Genomic DNA, 20,301 nt, shown 5'->3' with positions numbered 1-20,301 from the left:
GTAACTGAAACAGCGACCATCATTACCATATGGAAAATGCTATAGAGACGAATTTTGCCTGCCGGAGCCTGTATGAGACCGAACATACTTATTTTAATGGTTGATCAGCTGAATGGAACACTTTTTCCTGACGGTCCGGCGGAATTCATCCATGCTCCGCGCCTGAAGGCATTGGCCAAGCGTTCGGCCCGCTTCGCCAATACCTACACTGCCTCGCCGCTGTGTGCCCCTGCCCGGGCTTCGCTGATGTCGGGTCAGCTGCCATCGCGCACCCGGGTCTATGACAATGCGGCAGAGTTTGTCTCGGATATCCCGACTTACGCACATCACCTGCGCCGTGCTGGCTACTATACCGGCCTCTCCGGCAAGATGCATTTCGTAGGCCCGGATCAACTGCATGGGTTTGAAGAGCGCCTGACAACAGACATTTACCCGGCCGATTTCGGCTGGACACCGGACTATCGCAAGCCGGGAGAACGCATCGACTGGTGGTATCACAATCTTGGCTCGGTCACCGGCGCGGGCGTTGCCGAAATCACCAACCAGATGGAATATGACGACGAGGTGGCGTTCCACGCACGGCAAAAGCTGTACCAGCTGTCGCGTGAATCGGATGATGCATCGCGCCGGCCATGGTGCCTGACAGTCTCCTTCACGCATCCGCACGATCCTTATGTGGCGCGGCGCAAATATTGGGACCTTTATGAAGGGTCGCCTGCGCTCGATCCGAAGGTCGGTGCATTTCCATTTGAAGAACAGGACCCGCATTCAAAGCGGCTGCTCGAAGCATGCGAGCATGATTGCTTTGACATCACAGAAGACCAGGTTCGGCGGGCGCGTCAGGGCTATCTTGCCAATATCTCCTATATCGACGACAAAGTCGGCGAAATTTTCGATGTCCTGCAGACCACACGAATGCTGGACGACACGATCGTCGTGTTCACGTCAGACCACGGGGACATGCTGGGCGAGCGTGGCCTTTGGTTCAAGATGAATTTTTTCGAAGGGTCCGCGCGCGTTCCGCTGATGATTGCGGGTAAAGGTATTGCTCCCCAATTGATCTTGGAGCCGGTGTCGACACTCGATATCAATCCGACACTCGGCGCGCTTGCAGGGATCGACATCGCCGAAATCCTGCCATGGACCGATGGCGAGGATCTGACGCCTGTCATGCAAGGCAAGACGCGCGTCGGTCCCGTTCTGATGGAGTACGCGGCGGAAGGCTCGAACACGCCGCTCGTCTGCATCCGCGAAGGCGCCTACAAGTTCGTGCATTGCGAGATCGACCCGCCGCAACTCTTTGATCTCGAATCGGATCCAGATGAAATGACGAACCTCGCGACCGATCCGGTACATGCCAAGCTGGTCGCAGATTTCACGGCGAAAGCCCGGGAACGCTGGGATATGGCTCAGTTCGATGCAGCGGTGCGCGAAAGTCAGGCGCGGCGCTGGGTGGTCTATGAAGCGCTCCGCAACGGCTCATATTATCCGTGGGACTATCAGCCCCTGCAGAAGGCCTCCGAGCGTTACATGCGCAATCATATGGACCTGAACGTTCTGGAAGAGAACGCCCGCTATCCGCGGGGCGAATGAGCATGACAAGCACTATGGAAGCAGATTTCGTCATCATCGGTTCTGGTTCTGCGGGTTCCGCGATGGCTTACCGCCTGTCGGAAGACGGCAAATATTCGGTGATCGTCATCGAATTCGGCGGTACGGATATCGGCCCATTCATCCAGATGCCGGCGGCACTGTCCTTCCCGATGAATATGAGCACCTATGATTGGGGCTTTATGTCCGAACCCGAGCCGCACCTTGGCGGACGCCGTCTGGTCACGCCGCGTGGCAAGGTCATCGGCGGCTCCTCCTCGATCAACGGCATGGTCTATGTGCGCGGCCATGCACATGATTTCGACCATTGGGCGGAAAGCGGCGCGAGCGGCTGGTCCTATGCAGACGTGCTGCCTTATTTCAAACGTATGGAACATTCGCATGGCGGCGAGCCGGGATGGCGGGGCTCGGATGGCCCCTTGCATATACAACGCGGGCGCCGGGACAATCCATTATTCCACGCCTTTGTCGAGGCTGGCCAACAAGCGGGTTTCGAAGTCACCGAAGACTACAATGGTTCGAAGCAGGAAGGCTTCGGGGCGATGGAGCAAACCATCCACAATGGCCGCCGGTGGTCCGCGGCCAATGCCTATCTTCGCCCGGCGCTCAAACGCAAAAACGTCAATCTGGTCAATGGTTTCGCCCGGCGTGTAATCATTGAGGGCGGTCGGGCGGTCGGTGTCGAAATTACCCGGCGCGGCAGGACAGAGATGATACGCGCCCGGCGCGAAGTGATCGTCGCCGCTTCGTCCATCAACTCACCCAAGCTGCTGATGCTGTCGGGTATAGGTCCCGCCTCCCATTTGAAAGAGCATGGTATCGACGTCGTTGCCGACCGGCCCGGCGTCGGCCAAAACCTGCAGGACCATATGGAGGTCTACATCCAGCAGGAAAGTCTGAAACCGATCACGCTCAATTCCAAACTCGGGCTCTTCTCGAAGGCCATGATCGGCGCCGAATGGCTGTTTTTCAAGACGGGCCATGGTGCAACCAACCATTTCGAATCCGCAGCTTTCGTCCGTTCGAAACCCGGTGTCGACTACCCGGACATCCAATATCATTTCCTGCCGGCGGCTATCCGCTATGACGGCCGGGCCGCGGTAAAGGGTCATGGTTTCCAGGCGCATGTTGGTCCGATGCGGTCGAAGTCGCGCGGGAGCGTGACGCTTCGCTCATCTGATCCATTCGAGAAACCCAAAATCCTTTTCAACTACATGTCGCATCCCGACGACTGGGCGGACTTCCGCCACGCCGTACGGTTGACGCGCGAGATCTTCGGACAGGCGGCATTAGATCCCTATCGCGGCAAGGAGATTTCACCAGGTTCCCATGTGCAGTCGGATGAAGAAATCGACGATTTCCTGCGCGAACATGCAGAGAGCGCTTTCCATCCCTGCGGTACCTGCAAAATGGGCTCTGCAAGCGATCCTATGGCGGTGGTCGATCCGCAGTGCCGGGTGATCGGCGTCGAAGGTCTTCGTGTTGCGGATAGCTCGATCTTCCCGCGCGTTACCAATGGTAACCTCAATGGCCCTTCGATCATGGCCGGCGAAAAGGCTTCCGATCATATTCTTGACCGCGATCCCCTGCCTCGTTCCAACCAGGAGCCGTGGATCAATCCGCGCTGGCAGGTGAGTGACAGATGAATAGCCATGCTTCGACTTTTTCTGCTTGCATCGCTGCTGTGCGTGGTTCGACAAGCTCACCATGAGGGATGTTGTCGAGGCAGGGAGCCAAAGACAAAGCCGTTGGTATTTATTTATGCAATTGCTCCCTCAGGGTGAGCTTGTCCAACCAAGCACAGCGCCTATGCTTGATAACTATTTGAACACAGGAGAACACCATGCGCGCGCAGCCAAAGGCATCGCATTTCATCAATGGCCGCTTCGTCGAGGACAAGGACGGCAAGCTGCTTGATGTTATTTATCCTGCAACGGGCGAAATCATCGCGAGGCTCTTTGGCGCGACACCGGCGCTGATCGAGCAGGCGGTGCAGGCTGCCGCCGCCGCGCAACCGGCTTGGGCGGCGCTGAAGCCGGTCGAACGCGGCCGCATCCTGCGCCGCGCCGCCGATATCCTGCGCGCGCGCAATGCCGAAATCGCCGAACTTGAAACGCTCGATACCGGCAAGGCTATTCAGGAAACGCTGGTTGCCGATCCCGCATCCGCTGCCGATGCGCTGGAATTCTATGGCGGCATCATTGCCGGCTTCAATGGCGAGATGATTGAACTTGGCGGATCCTATGCCTACACACGCCGCGAAGCTTTGGGCGTTTGCGTCGGAATCGGTGCGTGGAATTACCCGATTCAGGGTGCAGGCTGGAAATCGGCACCGGCGCTTGCTGCCGGCAATGCCATGATCTTCAAGCCGTCCGAAAACACACCGCTGTCGGCCCTTGCCTTAGCTGAAGTCTACAAGGAAGCTGGCTTGCCCGACGGCCTGTTCAACGTGTTGCAGGGTTTTGGCGATGTCGGGTCGCAGCTGGTGGATCATCCGCTCGTCGCCAAGGTCTCGCTGACCGGCTCGGTCCCGACCGGCAAGCGCGTGCTGGCCCAGGCCGGATCGCATATGAAGCACGCGACCATGGAACTTGGCGGCAAATCTCCGTTGATCATTTTCGACGACGCCGACGTGGAAAATGCAGTCGGCGGTGCACTCCTTGGCAATTTCTATTCAACCGGCCAGGTGTGCTCCAACGGGACGCGGGTTTTCGTACAGGGCGGCATCAAAGCTCAGTTCCTTGACCGTCTGACCACACGCACCAAGGCCATTCGCCTTGGGGATCCGCTCGATCCGGACATTCACCTCGGACCGCTGGTCAACGCTTCCCAGCGCGACAAGGTCGTATCCTATATCGACAAGGGCAAAGCCGAAGGTGCGACGCTACATTTCGGTGGCGGCGTTCCGAAGATGCAGGGTTTCGAGGGGGGATGCTTCGTCGAACCGACCATCTTCACCAATGTAACCGACAACATGGTCATCGCGCGCGAGGAAATCTTTGGACCCGTCATGGCAGTCCTTGATTTTCAGGAGGAGGACGAAGTCATTGCCCGCGCCAACGATACGGAGTTCGGCCTGTCGGCGGGGGTATTCACCAATGACCTGTCGCGTGCGCACCGCGTGATTAGCCAACTCAAGGCCGGCACTTGCTGGATCAATACCTATAATCTTGCGCCGGTAGAAATGCCGTTCGGTGGCTTCAAGCAATCCGGCGTTGGCCGCGAGAACGGCCTTGCCGCGCTTTATCATTACAGCCAGATCAAGTCGGTCTACGTCGAAACCGGCAAGGTGGAGAGCCCTTACTAGAGCCTTTCATAGCGTCAGGCTGCTAAGGCTTCTTACCGACGTAAGCCACGTATTGCGTTAGCGCGCACACCAGATGATAGAAGATCGAAGCCGGAACGTCTTCGGCTTTGGCCTTTCCCGTTTCATCGATGAGGTCGACCCACAGCCCCTTTGGTGCCGGCTCTATGTGCCAGCGGAAAAGGCGCCCTACCCGGGCCTCTACTTCCGGCTTCAGGTCCGGACCGCCATTGCCATCAAGCGCAATGGCGGCCTTGACGGCTTCGGTCTGCGGCCAGCTGCGTGAATTGGTGTCGAGCGGCAAACCGTGACGGGACACAGCATTGTAGGCAAGTTCTGTCGAGCGGTTGAGACCGTTCGCGATCGCCGACGCATAGAGTTTGCGCCCATATCGGATGACATCTTTTTGACCCGTAATCCGAGCAAAGTCGGACAGGAGCGAAGCCCATTCGAAATGATGGCCCGGTTCCGTCCATTCCCCCTGTTCGCCGGGTGCGCGCGACCAGTCATTGCTGAAATATTCGCCCAGCGTCCAGGTTTCGGCATCGAACATGTGGTGCCGAAACAGATCGACGATTCGCGCGGCCCTTTGAAGATAGTCGCGATTGCCGGTCGCTTCATGCCAGGCAAGGAAGGCTTCAAGCAGATGCATGTGCGGGTTGGCCCGCCGCAGGCCCGTATTGCCCGGTGTCTCAAGGAAACCCGTCAGCCGGGCGTCGGCCAGATAGTCGTCGATAAAGACAAAGGTTTCGGTACCAAGCGCCAATGCCTCCTTGTGCCCCGCCTTGTGCGCATGGGCCAACGCGAGCAATACGCACGACTGATCGTAGGCATCCTCGGTGGGATCCAAAACGCTGCCGTCTTCGTTGAATGTCTTTGTCCAGCCGCCGCGATCCGTACGGCCCCTCTTAATGTAGCTGATCCCGTGGTCGATCAGCGCGTTGGCAGGTCCATCCCAGCCCATCTCATGCGCCACGGCAAATGCGTAGATCTGCCGGGCCATCGTACGCATGCGCTTGGTCTTCTTGATGGGAATCGCGTCAAAGGAAAGCGCCTCGTGGAAACCACCGTGTCTGTCATCGACACCCACCGTGGACCATAGCGGCAGTGTTTCGTCGAAGAGCCAGTGACGAACCCTGTTGCTGTAGGCTCCGACATGCGGAAGCCGGTCCTGTGCCGGCGTGAATTTGGTCTCCAGCCGGCCGGTTTTTTCCAGTTGTTCGACGATCTTGCGAACATTTTGGCTCTCGCTCACCGGCGCAACGAACGTGACATCCGCCGTGGCGACGACAGCCGTGTCACGCAGCCCGACGGCGGAAAGCAGACGGCCATCGCTGCGCAGATAGCTATGCTCGCAATCGATCGCCACCACATCGCCGACAATCACGTTGCCGTTGCCATCAACGGAACCGACATCCAGCAGGGATTGCCAGGAACCGAGATCATTCCAGCGGAATTGTGCCGGAACGAGTGCAATGTCCGACGCTCGTTCCATGATGGCATAATCAACTGAAATGGATGGCACGGCGGCGTAAAGGTCATGCGGCAGATAGGTGCCGGATATGTTTGTATCCGCCTTATCGAGCGCGGCAATCGCGCTGTCCCAGATTTCGGCGGCATGCGACTTGAAGACGTCGCGCATGACACTGGCCCGAAAGAAGAAAATGCCGGCGTTCCAGAGAAAATTCCCCGATTCCAGATATTGTTTCGCCGTCGCCTCGTTTGGCTTTTCGACAAAACGCACGACGTCGCGAATATCGCCGGTCTGCAGACTGGTTTCGATATAGCCGTATCCGGTTTCTGCGCGATCGGGCTGGATACCGAAGACGACGATCCGGCCGTCATTGGCGGCGCTGATACCGGATTCGATCGTGTTCCAGAAATCCCGATCGGTGGTTATCTCGTGATCGGACGGAACCACGAGCACGAGTTCATCGCCGTGCTCGCGCAACGTTATCTCCGTTGCCAGTGCCACTGCGGACGCGGTATTGCGGCCCATAGGTTCAAGGATAGGCCTGCCGCCGCCGAGGTCCACCCCAGCCAGATCCTGGTTGATGTGGTCCGAATGACGCTCCGACGCCAGCAGATAAACCGGGACGGCACTCCCTTCGATCCGGGCGCCCATTCGCTTGACTGTGCGCAGCAGCATCGAGCCCTGCCCGGAAATATTGTGGAATTGTTTGGGGAAATCTTCGCGCGACAGTGGCCAGAGCCGCGAACCGACACCACCGCTCATGACAAAGCTGATGATTTTCTGCTTTTTTGCCGCCATCGATCGCATTCCCGCTGCTCTTGTGCCTCAAACTTTGCTTTTCGAATGGATACTAGACTTTGCTACCCGATCACAGTGCATAAATCGGCAGTTTCACAGGTGACCTCAAGTTCCGGCCGCCATAAATAAAAAAGGGGTGCAGGAAACAACTTGCAGGTGCTGAAACCGGACGTTATATACCCCGCGTACTGGTCACGGAGTGTAGCGCAGCCTGGTAGCGCACGTCGTTCGGGACGACGGGGTCGGAGGTTCGAATCCTCTCACTCCGACCAGTGAAATCACCCCACGCTACGATTGGTCATTATGCGCCTGTGTGGACCGCGCCATTGGCCGGTCGTCAATGCTGTGACCTCTTAACCACCTTAACCTTTAACGTCTCAACTGGACGCGGATCGCCCGACGCCGCCCACTGCGCTGCGGATTCCAGCGCTATTGCCTAACGTGGTTTTTGCGACGTAAGATATCGACGGCTTCGCTATTCCAGCGTGGGGGCCAAGCAAATTTTGGAATCGCAAAGGGGGATTGTTGATATGCGAACATTGATTGCCGCTGTGGCGGCATTGTTTATGCTTTCGGCCTGCACGACGACAGAAAAAGATCTCAGTATTGGCACGGTGGCAGGCGCGGCAATCGGCGGAATCGCCGGTGGCGGCAAAGGGGCTTTGATTGGCGCGGGGGCTGGCGCCCTTGGCGGACTGCTGGTTCGAAATCTGCGAAACGGCAACTGTCAATACCGTAACAGTCGCGGTCATATTTATACGGCGCGTTGCAGGTAGTTTCCCGATATCGGGGGTATTTTGTAGCCGCGCGACGTCCTGCCCAAACACTTTTCCATCAAGACTTTGACGCCCCGCTTCGGTGGGGCGTCGTTCGTTTCGCGCAGCCGGTGGTTTTGATATCCTCCGGTGAGGTCTACGCGATATCCTTGATGGCGTCGAGGGGCCCTTTGAGCGCTGTGCGCGGCGGCACAAGTTCCGGCTGAATGAGGTAAGTCTGCACCGACGGACGGTTCTCCGCCATGATCTCGAACGCCTTTGTGATCATCCCTTCGATATCTTGACGGATCATGATGACCGGGAACGGCAGAAACGATCCGAACGGATCGTAATCGTAACAGCCAACGACGATGTCGACGAACGCCTCGTTCGGGTGCTGGGCCATGAACCTCAGAAGGCCTTCGAAATTGATTGACGAATTGATGAACAATCCTCGTGGCAGCTTCCCTTCCCGCTCGTAGAAGCGTTCGAAAGCAACCTGCGCCATGTTGGGGGAGTAGCCGGTCGGCTCTATGCATTTGTCTGAATCGCCCTGCATCAACTCGCGTTTGATGGCGCGAAATCCGCGAATACGTTCCCGGCTCGCGTGATCGTCGCGCCCGCCGAACAGATAGAGTTCATCGGGGCCAAGTTTCAGATCATCGCTGAAGTGGCGAATTATCGCCTCCGTCAGCATGCGCGCGCCCTGATAGTTATCGCTGATCACAGAGGGCGCCCTGCTGCCTGGCAGATCGATATTGACGTGTTTGAGACCGGATCCGATGCAAACGGCATGGACACCGTCGGGATCGGTGGCGCCGGCCACGATCAGCTCGTCGACGGAATAGGAAATCAGCGTTTCCACCGTTCTTCTTTCCTCATCCGGATCACGGCACGCACTGACGACGATCGGACACAGTCCACGGCTGCGAACATGCGCTTCAAATGACTGTGCCATCGACGAAAAATACCGGTTATCGTGAACAGGCAACAAAAGGCCGACGAGGCCAGACCTCGAACTGCGCAGCCCCCGAGCTTGAAGATTCGCGGTGTACTGATGCTGGTCGGCCAGTTCGCGTATCAGCGCAGCCGTGCTTTCCTTGATCCGCCGCTTGCGCCAGCTGCCGTTGAGAACCGCGCTGACCGTTGATGGCGAACTTCCGGAAAGCACCGAAAGGTCGTAGATCGTCGCCTTTTTCTTCGGCAGATGTTCCATGATTTCTCCTCCGGCTGCTCTAGCGCCAAACACCGCTTGACGAAAGTGGCAAACTAAATGATATTCATTGCACCATCGATTGTGCAAAAATGCAACGCCGGTGGCGCGGACATCGCAGTGTGAGGAGGCGGTGATCGAGCGAAGGTTCTCCAGGGCCATTCCGGTTCTGCTCATGACCGCCGCCCGATTGGATGCTAAGCTCCCGTGGGGAGCACATGGAGGAGGAAACAATGAAAAGATTTGTAATCGCCGCTGTTGCGGCATCGCTGTCATTGGCAGGCGCGTTCACGGCCCTTGCCGCCGACAGTGGCAAGGTTGGTATCGTCGTCAAGATCGGTGGTATTCCATGGTTCAACGCCATGGATGCAGGCATCAAGGAACAGGGCAAAAAGCTTGGCGTCGACGCCTTCATGGTCGGGCCGACAAGTGCCGATCCGGCGCTCCAGGTTCGCGCGATCGAAGATCTGATTGCGCAAGGCGTGAAGGTCATCGGCGTTGTGCCGAACGATGCGAAAGTTCTGGAGCCGGTGCTCAGCAAGGCCAAGGAAAAAGGCATCATCGTGATCACCCACGAGTCGCCGAGCCAAAAAGGCGCTGATTGGGATTTCGAACTCGCCTCCGCGACAGGCTTCGGTGAAGCGCATGCCAAGCTTCTCGCCGAAAAGATGGGCGGCAAGGGAGAATATGCCGTTTTCGTTGGATCGCTGACTGTTCCACTGCACAATGCGTGGGCTGATGCTGCCAACGAATATATCAAGAAGAACTATCCGGACATGAAGCTCGTTGGCGAGCGCTACGGTGTTGCCGAGGATGTGGACAAGAGCCGCTCGACTGCGCTCGACCTCATTTCTGCACATCCCGATCTCAAGGGCTTTCTGGCGTTCGGCAGCCAGGGGCCGATCGGTGCGGGACGGGCTATCGAAGAACGGCGCAAGACTGGTGAAATCTTCGTGCTGGGACCGTTTTCGCCAGGTCAAGGACAGAAGCTTATCAAGTCCGGCGCCATTTCCGGCGGCTTCATGTGGAACCCGAAGCAGGCAGGCGAAGTCTTTGTCACGCTTGCTGACAAGCTGATGAAGGGTGAAAAACTGAAAGATGGTGACGATATCGAAGGTCTCGGTGTCATCCACCCTGACGTCGAGAACCACAATATCATCGTCGACCAGCTGGTGCCGATCAACAAGGAAACCGTGGCCGATCTGGCCAAGATGGGTCTTTGATCAGCACTGGTTCTGCTGCCGGTGTGACTACGCCGGCAGCGTCAAGTCTCCGATTTTGACAGGCACCTGTAATGGCAGATATTCCGAGCACGGTTGGTGGTGTGAAGCCGCTCTTGTCGCTGCACAACATCAATATGACCTTTGGCGGCATCAAGGCGCTCAAGAATGTGAGCTTCGAAGTGCTGCCGGGAGAAGTCCATTGTCTTGCGGGAGAAAACGGGTCCGGCAAGAGTACGCTCATCAAGATCATAACCGGCGTCTATCGTCCGGAGGACGGCGCCGCGATCGAATATGACGGGCAAACCTATTCGCATATGTCTCCCGTCACTGCCCAAGCCAGCGGAATTCAGGTGATCTGGCAGGATCTTGCCTTGTTTCCTGAAATGACCGTTGCGGAGAACATCGCTTTCCAGACCGTGATTGGCCGCTGGCCGCGGTTCGTCAACTACCGCACTATGCGTGATATCGCGGTCAAAGCGCTCAAGCGCCTCGGTGTCGTGCTGGATGTCGATGCACCTTTGAAAGATTATTCGATTGCGCAACGCCAGATCGTGGCTATTGCCCGCGCGCTTGTGGGCGAAGCGAAGCTCGTTTTCATGGACGAACCGACAGCTTCGCTGACGCAGTCCGAAACCGATCATCTGATTGAGATCGTCCGCTCATTGTCGGCGTCGGGTGTCGCAGTCGTATTCGTTAGCCATCGTCTGGCTGAGGTGCTGGAAATCTCCAACCGTCTCACTGTATTGCGTGATGGCGCCCTGGTGGGTGTTTACCCCGTGCAAGGCATGACGCAATCACGTGTGACAGAGCTCATGACCGGCAAGAATTTCGATCAGCAGGTGCGGGCAAAGTCTGTTCGCGATAATCCGATCGTTCTCGAGGTCAAGAGGCTTTCGCGCCCCGGTCAGTTTCACGATATTTCATTCAACGTGCGGAGCGGTGAAACGCTCGGCATAACCGGCCTGCTCGGTGCAGGACGCACGGAACTCGCGCTCGCGCTCTTTGGCATGCTGAAACCCAAGTCCGGATCCGTCTCTTTGCACGGAAAGCCGGTGCGCTTTTCATCCAACCGCGACGCAATCAAGGCGGGCATCGCCTATCTCTCCGAAGACCGCCTGTCGCTTGGGCTTATTCAGCCGCAATCGATCGCCGACAATCTGGTGATCGCCTCGCTTGATCGCATCAAATCCGGGGGGCTCTTGTCCGATGACCGAAAACGCCAGCTGGTTGCGCGGTGGATCGCCGATCTCGGTGTGAAGATCGGCCGGCAAAGCGATGCGGTCTCGACCCTCTCGGGCGGCAACCAGCAGCGGATTGCGATCGCCAAATGGCTGGCCACCGATCCGAAGCTCCTCATCCTCGATGCGCCGACCGTCGGCGTCGATGTGGGCGCGCGTGCCGGCATCTTCGAAATCGTGGCGAAGCTCGCCGAAAGCGGCCTCGCCATTATCCTGATCTCGGATGAGGTTCCTGAGGTTTATTTCAACGCGGACCGGGTCTTGCACATGGCGCAAGGCCAGATTGCTGGATGGTTCGATCCGCAGTCGTGCAGCCTTCAGGACATCGAGGCCGCCGTCTATGCGTAAGCTCGTTCAATCCCACGCGACCGAGTTCGCGTTGCTCGCGGTGATAGCGGCCATCTGCGTGGTGCTTTCGCTGGCCACGGACAGTTTCTTCTCCCTGGGCAACGCCTTCGATCTGTTGAACACGAGTTCCGTCAACATCATTTTCGCCGTCGGGCTTCTGGTCGTGCTGATTGCGGGCGGCATCGATATCTCGTTCGCGGTTGCCGCGTCCGTTGTGCAATATGTCACGGCGCTGATCCTCGGTTACATCGGTGGCGGCGGCTGGATCAGCGGGCTCCTTATCGCCGGCAGCCTCGGCATATTGCTCGGGGCCTTCAACGCCTTCCTGATCCACCGTTTCCGCATCATCTCGATCGTCGCGACCATCGCCACCTTCAACATCTATTTCGGACTTTTGATGTTCTTCACGCAGGGCGTATCGATCTACGATCTGCCGGACTGGCTGACTGACAGGGTGGTGTTGTTCGAACACGAGATGGCCGACGGAACATGGGCGGAGATAACCTTGCCCGTCCTCGTCATGGTGATCTGTGTCGTTGCGACATGGCTGTTCATAACCCGGACCACGACCGGGCGGCAGCTCTACGCCTTCGGGGATAATCCGGAGGGCGCTCGCCGCTTCGGCATCAATATCGGCGCCATGCAATTCATCGCGTTCGGTTGGCTCGGAATGATGGCTGGAATCGCCGGTTTGATCCAGGCCCACTACGCGCAGGAGGTCGTGCCCAATGCTCTTTACGGGCGGGAACTCGACGTATTGGCCGCGGTCGTTCTTGGCGGCGCAAGGCTTGGCGGCGGCAAGGGATCGGTTCTGGGCTGCGTCCTCGGTGTCCTTCTCATCGCCATCACCCAGAATGGATTGAACCTTCTTGGCGTATCGCCCTTCGCCTTCAAGATGATCGTCGGCGCGATCATCCTGATCGCCATCACGCTGTCGAACACAAGCATCGAAAAGTTGCTGCCGTTCATGCGAGGAGCCCGCCGATGAATACGGCCGTCAACCGCATAAAAGAGCTTCTAGGCCCCGAGATAGCGGGCCCGGGCTTAGCCTTTGTGGCCGTGATGCTGTTCTTCAGTCTCGCGTCTCCGCAATTCCTCAGCTCTGCAACGTTCGGATCGGTGGCGTTCCAGCTGCCTGAACTCGGCCTGCTCACTCTTGCGATGCTGCTGCCGGTTTTGACAGGCGGCCTCAACCTTGCCATTACCTTCACGGCGAACCTCGCGGGTCTCACTGTCGCCTGGGTGCTTCAGGCCAATGGTGGCGTGGACGCTGGCATGGCTTCGTTCATCCTTGGATGCATCCTGGCAATCGCCGTTGGCGCCGCGACCGGGGTCGTGATGGGGCTGGTCATCGCCTATACCCGCGCGCACCCTATTCTCGTCTCGTTGTCGATGATGATTTTTGTTCGAGGTCTTGGCGAGTTCCTGACCCGTGGCGGCGATATTTCGGGCTTTCCCGCCTTCCTGCAGCCAATAGGTCACGGCAGCCTTGCAGGTATTCCCATACCGCTGCTGATATTCATCGTGTGCGTCCTCGTCTGGCATGTTCTATTGACGCGGCTGAAGCTCGGCTTCAACACTTATATGATTGGTTCCAACATCGACGCAGCGCGCTATTCCGGCGTCAACACCCGCAAGGTGCTGGTGCTCGTCTACACCCTCTCTGGCGCCATGTCCGCGGTCGCAGGCATCATCATGCTGGCGCGTTTCAATTCCGTACGCGTCGGCCATGGCGAGTCTTACCTGTTGATCACCGTGCTCGCCTGCTTCCTTGGCGGCGTCAATCCGTTCGGCGGGTTTGGACGTGTGATCCCGGTTTTCGTCGCCCTGGTGGTGCTCCAGCTTCTTTCATCGGGACTCAACCTCATGGGAGCCAACCAGCATCTGGCAACGGCAGTCTGGGGAATTCTCCTGATCGCCGTCATGATCCTGCGTTGGTTCGCCGCTCAGCTTATGATTTTCAATCGCAGAAAAGGATAGGAAAATGTCTGTTCACGGATTTGGCGTTCACACCAGCATGTGGACGATGAACTGGGATCGCGCCGGCGCCGAGAAGGCCATTGCGGCAGCGGTGAAATACAAGATGGATTTCATCGAGATTGCGCTGCTTAACGCTCCCGCCGTCGACGCCGCACATACGCGCGCGCTTCTGGACAAGCATGAACTGCCGGCAGTCTGTTCGCTCGGCCTGCCTGAATCGGCCTGGGCCTCCGTTCGTCCGGACGCTGCAATCGAACACCTCAGGGTTGCCATCGACAAGACCGCCGAGATGGGCGCCGTCGCGCTTTCAGGCGTCATCTTTGGCGGCATCGGCGAGCGGACAGGCGTGCCGCCCACGGAAGGCGAATATGAAAACATCGCACGCGTGCTCACAGCCGCGGCGAAACATGCCAAGAGCCTTGGCATCGAGCTTGGCGTAGAGGCGGTCAACCGCTACGAAAACCATTTGATCAATACTGGCTGGCAGGCCGTGCAGATGATCGAGCGCGTTGGTGCCGACAACATCTTCGTCCACCTCGACACGTACCACATGAACATCGAAGAAAAAGGCGCTGCCAATGGCATCCTCGATGCGCGCGAACACCTGAAATACATCCACCTTTCCGAGAGCGACCGGGGAACGCCGGGCTACGGCAATTGCCCGTGGGACGAGATTTATGCGGCACTCGCGGCCATAGGTTTCAAGGGTGGACTGGCCATGGAAAGCTTCATCAATATGCCGCCGGAAGTTGCCTACGGTCTGGCGGTATGGCGTCCGGTCGCCAAGGATGAGGCAGAAGTCATGGGAAATGGCCTGCCCTTCCTGCGCAACAAGGCGGAACAGTACGGTCTCATCTGATCAATCGGGGGACGGCGTCGATCAATATCCGCGTCGCTTTCGCTTGTGGCGCGGCCAGCACCCCTTCCGTGGTGCCGTCCTCTACGATACGGCCTTCTTCCATGACGATCATGCGATCGGCGAACGCCCGCACGACGGCAAGGTCGTGGGAAATGAAGAGATAGGCAACACCCGTCTCGTCCTGCAGATCAAGGAGTAGGTTCAGGATTTGCGCGCGTACTGAAACGTCAAGGGCCGAGACAGGTTCGTCGAGTACGATGAGATCGGGCCTGGTCAGGATCGCCCTGGCGATAGCGACCCGCTGGCGCTGGCCACCTGAAAGTTCGAGCGGCAAACGTTGTCTGAACTCGGTGCCAAGCCCAACGCGTTCGAGAACAGTGTCAATGGATGCGTCGAAGTCCTTAGGCTCGGCAAGTCCATGGATGCGCAGGGGATCTTCGAGAATGCGGCGGACACTGGCCCGCGGATTGAACGCAGCCAACGCATCCTGAAACACCATCTGGAACCGAGGACGCATGCGCCGCAGGGGTTCGCCATGCAACCGCGTGACATCCCGGCCATGAAGTCGGATCGAACCCGCCTCCGGGTTTGCAAGCCGCATGATCAGCCGCGCCAGCGTCGTCTTGCCGGAACCCGAAGCGCCCACGATCGCCAAGGTCTCATCCTGCGCGACAGCGAAAGTCACATCCTTCAGCCCTGCCGCGCCACGATCTCCAAAGCGCTTGGCAAGATTGTCGACCTCCAATACCGGCAATGCGCGCGCGCCTTCGGTCATTGCAGCTTGCTCGCATCGATCTCGGCTAACCGCTTGCGGCGGGGCGTATCCAGCGCAATATGCGTACCGATCAAAGCTTTCGTATAAGCATGCTCCGGTTGGCCAAGCACCTTGGCGGTGGAGCCCGCTTCTACCAGCTCACCTTTGTAAAGCACGGCAATCTCGTCGGCCCGCTCTGAAGCCAGCGCGATATCGTGCGTGACGAACAGCAGCGTCAGGCCACTATCGCGCACCAGTTCATCGAGCAGATTGACGATGTGTCTCTGGACGACCGTGTCGAGAGCACTGGTTGGCTCGTCGGCGATGAGCAGCGAGGGATTGCCCGCCAAGGCAGCGGCAAGCGCGATACGCTGCTTCTGCCCGCCGGAAAGCTCGTGCGGATAGCTGTTGAGCCGCGACAGGGCTTTCGGGATGCGCACGCGGTCGAGCAGTTCCACCGCCCGGACCCGCGCCGATATCCAATCTGTACCCTCATGCGTCATCACCACTTCCGCGATTTGGTCGCCTATGTTCATCACCGGGTCGAGACTGCCACTCGGGTCCTGAAACAGCACGCCAATGTCCTTGCCGAGTTTTGGCACATGCGAGAATCCCGGAAATTCTATTGCGCCCTCTGTTCTCGCCGATCCGGGCAACAGCCCTGCAATGGCCATGGCGAGCGTGGACTTTCCCGAGCCGCTCTCGCCAATCACTGCCAGCCTACCGCCCCTCGCAAGATCGAAAGACACATCATGCAAGGCGGCGGTCTGATCATAGTTCACACGAAGATTCCGGACACGCAGATAAGTTTCTGTCATGGCTGCAATCTTTCGGTCCGTGACAGCCCTCGCCCCAGCAAATGTACGCCGAGAACCGTGACCACCAGTGCTACTCCCGGAACGATCGAAAGATAAGGCGCTGCACGCAAGACTGTGCGGCCCTCGGCAATCATGCTGCCCCAGGTCACCCGGTTGGGGTCGCCGAATCCGAGGAACGATAGTGCAGCTTCGATGAGAATCGCGGCAGCGACGGAAATGGCCGCGAGCGATGCCGTTGGTCCGAAGGCGTTGGGAAGCACTTCGCGAAAGGCGATTTCGAGCGGGCGCATACCAAGTGTGCGCGCGGCGGCAACAAAATCGCGCTCGCGCAATGACAGCACCTCGGCCCGCGTTACCCGGGCCGCTTGCGTCCACGTTCCAAGGCTGATGGCGAAGATCAGCGTCGGAACGCTCGGGCCAGTGACACTGACTGCCGCGAGGGCCAACAGAAAGCTGGGTACCGTCTGGAACGCCTCCGTCATGCGCATCAGCACCGTGTCGGCAAGACCACCCAAATATCCGGCCAGCGTGCCAATGATGCTGCCGACGATCAACGCAACGGCCGCCGAGAAACAAGCGACGAGCAGTGTTGTGCGCGTGCCATGCAATAGCCCGGCAAGCACGTCGCGGCCAAGACGATCGGTACCAAATATGTGTGCACTGGATGCGAAGGGTCGCAGCATAGGCTCGCCGGTAATCGCCAGTGGATCGCCGGGCGCGATCCATGGCGTCAGCAGCGCCATCGCGACCAGAGCCGCGAGCATGATCGCGCCTGCGCGTCCTTCCAGGTTCAGCATCCGCCAAAACGTCATCGCCCGACCCTCACGCGTGGATCAAGCTTGCCATAGGCGAGATCGACGAGGAGGTTGACGATGATCACGGTGATGGCACTGCCCAGGATGACCCCGAGCAACAAGGGTGTATCGCGGCGTGCTACTGCTTCTGCCGCCAATCGGCCGAAGCCCGGAATAGCAAACACACTCTCCACCACGACGCTGCCGCCCAGCATCGCCGCTGCCTGCAAGCCGAGCATGGTAACGACCGGCAAGACGGCGTTGCGTGCCACATGCCGCCAAACGATCCGCCTCCGGCTCAACCCACGCGCTTTCAATGCGTTGACGAAGGGATCGCGCCAGATTTCGCTCATCCGGTCGCGCATCAGGCGCAAATAAAGCGCAAGATAGACCATGGCGAGCGACGCGACCGGCAGTATCAGATGGGCACCGATGTCGGCCACGCGCGCTGGGCCCGTCTTACCGGATGCGACTGATTCAATGCCGCCGCTCGGCAGCCAGCGCAGATCGACAGCGAAGATCACGATGAGCACAAGACCTAGCCAGAAGCCCGGAACCGCATAAAGTGCGAGCGAACTGGTCGACAAAAAACGGTCGCGAAACGATCCAAGATATGCTCCTGCAATGACGCCCAGCAGCGACCCGAGCACGAAGGCCAGCGCCGTGGCCACGCCCATGAGCAGCAACGTAATCGGTAGTCGCTCCAAAATGACCGAGGCAACGGGCCGTTCGAAGGCTGTGGACCAACCAAGATCGCCTCGGGCGAGCGCCGATGCGTAGGCCTTGAAGCGGTGAGCCGGCCCCTGGTCCAGGCCCCATTCCTGGCGCAGTTGTGCGATCTGTTCCGCATCCATGCTGCCGGATCGCGCCACATAGGCATCCACCGCATCGCCGGAAGCAGCCTCAAGCACAAGGAAGCTTCCAACCAGCACCACCGCGAGAACCGGAAGCGCCGTTGCGAGACGTCTCAGGAAAAAGGAAACGAGGGGCGGCAAGGAGAACTCCGGCGTCAGACGAAGCTTTTGATGTTCCCGCAACTTGTCCCTGTCAACAGAAATATACACGCGATCGCATCCATCGCTTCTGCCAACGACATGACGGTACTGACGGCCAATATCAAGGATTTTCGGCCCGCTCGGTGTCCGATATCTCAATCCGTTTATGGATGACCTGCCGGTTTGAGAACAGATTATTCCTTCAACCACATATCCGACCAGTTCGATACAGCCCAGCGCGGATTGTTCGAGACATTCTGCACGCTGTCGCGCGCCACGGTGATGAAGGAGAACTCGGCGACATTGATGAGCGGCAGGTCGTCGGCCACCTTCTTCTGCAACTCCTTATATAGGCTGGCGCGCTTGCCGGCATCGATCTCCGAGGCGGCATCCTTGATCAGCCTGTCGACTTGCGCGTTTGTATAACCATACTGGTTGGAGAAGGGGACGCCCGCTGGCAGACCGCTCTCAAACAGGATCGTCGTCGAGATTGCCGGGTCGGAGCGATAGACCGGCGTCGCGACGGCAATGTCGAAATCATGATCCGTGTAGACCGCCTTCAGGTGGGCTGGCGTGTCGTTGCTGACGATCTGTGCATCAATGCCGATCTTGGCCAGCGCTTGGCGAAGATAATCACCGAATTGCTTGGTTTCATTGAAGAAAGGCGCGGGCAACAGCTTCAACTTGAAGCGATTTCCGTCCGCACCGCGTTTGTAGCCAGCCTCATCCAGCAAGGACTCTGCTTTCGCAGGGTCGAAAGTGTATTTCGTCACATCGGGTTCGAAAAATGTCTTGTCGTAGGCTGGCACCGGCCCGGTCGAAGATTTGGCATAGCCGAGGAAGATGGTTTTGACGACGAAATCATGATCGATCGCATGCGCTAGCGCCTGACGCACTTTGACGTCAGCGAGTTCCTTGCGGCGATGGTTGATTTCGACAATCAACTGATAGGTGAGTCCTTCATAACCGTTAGAGTAGACCTTCAGCCCCGGTACCTTGGAGATGCGTTCGAGGTCCGCGAGCGGAACGGCGGAGAAAGCCGCTAGCTGGATCTCCTCGGCTTCGAGCGCATTACCTGCCGCCGCACGATCCGGCAGGAACTGATAGACAATCTCATCGACGAGCGGCTCATCCTTCTCCCAATAGGCATCGTTGCGCTTGAGGAGGTAATATTCGCCAGGCTTGTATTCGCCGAACTTGAACGGCCCGGTGCCGACGAGTTTTTGATTGGCCGGGTTCTTGGCGATGTCTGTGCCCTCATAAAGGTGCTTTGGCACGACCGAGGTGACCACAGGCAGGGCGTTGCGGATAAGCTGGAATGGCGTCGGGCGTGAAAATTTGAAGACAACGGTGTGATCATCCGGCGTCTCGACACTTTCGAGGTTCTTGAACACCACCCGCCCGAGATTTTGTAGCTTCTTCCAGACTTCCACTGCGGAAAACGCCACATCCGCCGAGGTGAACGGCTTGCCATCGTGCCAGGTGACCCCTTCGCGCAGCTTGAACGTCGCGGTGAGTCCATCGGTCGATCCCTCCCATGAGGTTGCAAGTCGCGGATCAAGACCATCCTTTCCATCATAGGACTGTTCGGCCAGCGGCTCGATGACCTTACTAGCGACGAAGAACACACCGTTTGAAGCGACGATAGCGGGATTGAGGTTGGCCGGTTCGCTATCCCCGGCAACGACGAGACGCCCGCCTTTTACAGACGTAGCACTCTGCGCACGAGCCCATTCAGGCAAAACCGTCATCGCTCCGGCACTCGCGGTCGACGCAAGAAAACTACGCCTGTTCAACAGGATACGGGACATTGGTGCAACCCTCTCAATCAGCGGAAAATGGTTCGGATAGAATCCCGCTCAACGCGGCAATGAATTGTCGGGCTGTGGGTTCTACTTCAAATGCAACGGCGGGCGAGGGTAGGCTATAGTGGTGGCGATATGATTTCAACAAGCTGGTCTCTGAACACTTCGGTTGGTGTTTTGTAGTCGAGACACTTTCGTGGGGTTGCGTTAAGTCGCTCGCAGATGGATCGGACTGACTGGTGTGGAAGTGACAGCAGATCTGTGTCGCGCGGCAGGTAGCGTCGCACACGTTTGTTCATGTTCTCAACGGAGCCTTTTTGCCAGGGTGCTTG

At 58.3% G+C, this 20,301-nt stretch carries 17 protein-coding genes and 1 tRNA gene; 10 read left to right on the top strand and 8 right to left on the bottom strand.

The window, feature by feature from the left end; genetic code table 11:
* Positions 1–72 precede the first annotated feature (72 nt).
* The 3 genes from betC (at position 73) to betB (ending at position 4,918) form a co-directional block, all read left to right on the top strand.
* Positions 73–1,593, top strand: a complete 1,521-nt coding sequence (betC, locus tag J2X72_RS12080) for a choline-sulfatase (RefSeq protein WP_310072252.1) — start codon at positions 73–75, stop codon at positions 1,591–1,593.
* A 14-nt stretch (positions 1,594–1,607) separates the two neighbouring features.
* The gene (gene betA, locus J2X72_RS12075; RefSeq protein ID WP_310073012.1) at positions 1,608–3,257 is read left to right on the top strand and encodes a choline dehydrogenase; all 1,650 of its coding nucleotides are present in this window, start codon (positions 1,608–1,610) and stop codon (positions 3,255–3,257) included.
* A 197-nt stretch (positions 3,258–3,454) separates the two neighbouring features.
* Positions 3,455–4,918: a betaine-aldehyde dehydrogenase gene (betB, locus tag J2X72_RS12070; protein ID WP_310072250.1), complete on the top strand. Its 1,464-nt coding sequence runs from the start codon at positions 3,455–3,457 to the stop codon at positions 4,916–4,918.
* Between the two features lie 22 nt (positions 4,919–4,940).
* Here the strand turns inward: betB and J2X72_RS12065 are convergent, their stop codons facing one another.
* Entirely contained in the window at positions 4,941–7,187 is a 2,247-nt protein-coding gene (locus J2X72_RS12065; RefSeq protein ID WP_310072248.1) for an AGE family epimerase/isomerase, read from the bottom strand.
* A gap of 195 nt (positions 7,188–7,382) precedes the next feature.
* Here J2X72_RS12065 and J2X72_RS12060 point away from each other — a divergent pair.
* Positions 7,383–7,459: transfer RNA gene (locus tag J2X72_RS12060), tRNA-Pro, on the top strand.
* 258 nt (positions 7,460–7,717) lie between these two features.
* Entirely contained in the window at positions 7,718–7,963 is a 246-nt protein-coding gene (locus J2X72_RS12055; protein WP_209997623.1) for a YMGG-like glycine zipper-containing protein, read from the top strand.
* 136 nt (positions 7,964–8,099) lie between these two features.
* On the opposite strand, the gene J2X72_RS12050 is transcribed toward J2X72_RS12055, so the two are convergent.
* The gene (locus J2X72_RS12050; RefSeq protein ID WP_310072246.1) at positions 8,100–9,158 is read right to left on the bottom strand and encodes a LacI family DNA-binding transcriptional regulator; all 1,059 of its coding nucleotides are present in this window, start codon (positions 9,156–9,158) and stop codon (positions 8,100–8,102) included.
* Between the two features lie 230 nt (positions 9,159–9,388).
* Between J2X72_RS12050 and J2X72_RS12045 the strand changes: the two genes are divergently transcribed.
* From J2X72_RS12045 to J2X72_RS12025, 5 genes are all read left to right on the top strand, one after another.
* On the top strand, positions 9,389–10,378 hold the full coding sequence (locus tag J2X72_RS12045; RefSeq protein WP_209997625.1) for an autoinducer 2 ABC transporter substrate-binding protein: 990 nt from the start codon (positions 9,389–9,391) through the stop codon (positions 10,376–10,378).
* A 71-nt stretch (positions 10,379–10,449) separates the two neighbouring features.
* Positions 10,450–11,964 (top strand): sugar ABC transporter ATP-binding protein, encoded by a 1,515-nt coding sequence (locus tag J2X72_RS12040; RefSeq protein ID WP_310072244.1) that lies wholly within the window; start codon positions 10,450–10,452, stop codon positions 11,962–11,964.
* Positions 11,957–12,952 (top strand): ABC transporter permease, encoded by a 996-nt coding sequence (locus J2X72_RS12035; protein WP_209997627.1) that lies wholly within the window; start codon positions 11,957–11,959, stop codon positions 12,950–12,952. The genes J2X72_RS12040 and J2X72_RS12035 overlap by 8 nt, the downstream gene beginning before the upstream one ends.
* A complete protein-coding gene (locus tag J2X72_RS12030) occupies positions 12,949–13,944 on the top strand; it encodes an ABC transporter permease (protein WP_209997629.1) in 996 nt (331 codons plus the stop codon). The genes J2X72_RS12035 and J2X72_RS12030 overlap by 4 nt, the downstream gene beginning before the upstream one ends.
* 4 nt (positions 13,945–13,948) lie before the next feature.
* Positions 13,949–14,803, top strand: a complete 855-nt coding sequence (locus J2X72_RS12025; protein ID WP_310072242.1) for a sugar phosphate isomerase/epimerase family protein — start codon at positions 13,949–13,951, stop codon at positions 14,801–14,803.
* Here J2X72_RS12025 and J2X72_RS12020 read toward each other — a convergent pair.
* The 6 genes from J2X72_RS12020 to J2X72_RS11995 all read right to left on the bottom strand — a co-directional run.
* Entirely contained in the window at positions 14,796–15,578 is a 783-nt protein-coding gene (locus J2X72_RS12020) for an ATP-binding cassette domain-containing protein (protein ID WP_310072239.1), read from the bottom strand. The genes J2X72_RS12025 and J2X72_RS12020 overlap by 8 nt on opposite strands.
* The gene (locus tag J2X72_RS12015) at positions 15,575–16,375 is read right to left on the bottom strand and encodes an ABC transporter ATP-binding protein (RefSeq protein WP_310072237.1); all 801 of its coding nucleotides are present in this window, start codon (positions 16,373–16,375) and stop codon (positions 15,575–15,577) included. Before J2X72_RS12015 ends, J2X72_RS12020 begins: the two co-directional genes overlap by 4 nt.
* Positions 16,372–17,187, bottom strand: a complete 816-nt coding sequence (locus J2X72_RS12010; protein ID WP_310072235.1) for an ABC transporter permease — start codon at positions 17,185–17,187, stop codon at positions 16,372–16,374. The genes J2X72_RS12015 and J2X72_RS12010 overlap by 4 nt, the downstream gene beginning before the upstream one ends.
* A complete protein-coding gene (locus J2X72_RS12005) occupies positions 17,184–18,164 on the bottom strand; it encodes an ABC transporter permease (RefSeq protein ID WP_310073010.1) in 981 nt (326 codons plus the stop codon). Before J2X72_RS12005 ends, J2X72_RS12010 begins: the two co-directional genes overlap by 4 nt.
* A 194-nt stretch (positions 18,165–18,358) precedes the next feature.
* Positions 18,359–19,975: an ABC transporter substrate-binding protein gene (locus J2X72_RS12000; RefSeq protein WP_310072233.1), complete on the bottom strand. Its 1,617-nt coding sequence runs from the start codon at positions 19,973–19,975 to the stop codon at positions 18,359–18,361.
* A gap of 113 nt (positions 19,976–20,088) precedes the next feature.
* The coding region (locus J2X72_RS11995) for a transposase (RefSeq protein WP_405044702.1) at positions 20,089–20,301 on the bottom strand (213 nt) is incomplete at its 5' end.

Source organism: Phyllobacterium sp. 1468 (assembly GCF_031455525.1).
Classification (GTDB): domain Bacteria; phylum Pseudomonadota; class Alphaproteobacteria; order Rhizobiales; family Rhizobiaceae; genus Phyllobacterium.
This window is presented reverse-complemented; position numbering and strand designations above follow the sequence as displayed.

Bases quoted from the DNA above. Each gene is read 5' to 3' on its own strand.
- J2X72_RS12010 (WP_310072235.1), bottom strand. From the start codon at position 17,187: ATGACGTTTTGGCGGATGCTGAACCTGGAAGGACGCGCAGGCGCGATC.
- J2X72_RS12065 (WP_310072248.1), bottom strand. From the start codon at position 7,187: ATGGCGGCAAAAAAGCAGAAAATCATCAGCTTTGTCATGAGCGGTGGT.
- J2X72_RS12025 (WP_310072242.1), top strand. From the start codon at position 13,949: ATGTCTGTTCACGGATTTGGCGTTCACACCAGCATGTGGACGATGAAC.
- J2X72_RS12020 (WP_310072239.1), bottom strand. From the start codon at position 15,578: ATGACCGAAGGCGCGCGCGCATTGCCGGTATTGGAGGTCGACAATCTT.
- J2X72_RS12000 (WP_310072233.1), bottom strand. From the start codon at position 19,975: ATGTCCCGTATCCTGTTGAACAGGCGTAGTTTTCTTGCGTCGACCGCG.
- J2X72_RS12050 (WP_310072246.1), bottom strand. From the start codon at position 9,158: ATGGAACATCTGCCGAAGAAAAAGGCGACGATCTACGACCTTTCGGTG.
- betB (WP_310072250.1), top strand. From the start codon at position 3,455: ATGCGCGCGCAGCCAAAGGCATCGCATTTCATCAATGGCCGCTTCGTC.
- betC (WP_310072252.1), top strand. From the start codon at position 73: ATGAGACCGAACATACTTATTTTAATGGTTGATCAGCTGAATGGAACA.
- J2X72_RS12055 (WP_209997623.1), top strand. From the start codon at position 7,718: ATGCGAACATTGATTGCCGCTGTGGCGGCATTGTTTATGCTTTCGGCC.
- J2X72_RS12030 (WP_209997629.1), top strand. From the start codon at position 12,949: ATGAATACGGCCGTCAACCGCATAAAAGAGCTTCTAGGCCCCGAGATA.
- J2X72_RS12045 (WP_209997625.1), top strand. From the start codon at position 9,389: ATGAAAAGATTTGTAATCGCCGCTGTTGCGGCATCGCTGTCATTGGCA.
- J2X72_RS12040 (WP_310072244.1), top strand. From the start codon at position 10,450: ATGGCAGATATTCCGAGCACGGTTGGTGGTGTGAAGCCGCTCTTGTCG.
- betA (WP_310073012.1), top strand. From the start codon at position 1,608: ATGGAAGCAGATTTCGTCATCATCGGTTCTGGTTCTGCGGGTTCCGCG.
- J2X72_RS12015 (WP_310072237.1), bottom strand. From the start codon at position 16,375: ATGACAGAAACTTATCTGCGTGTCCGGAATCTTCGTGTGAACTATGAT.
- J2X72_RS12035 (WP_209997627.1), top strand. From the start codon at position 11,957: ATGCGTAAGCTCGTTCAATCCCACGCGACCGAGTTCGCGTTGCTCGCG.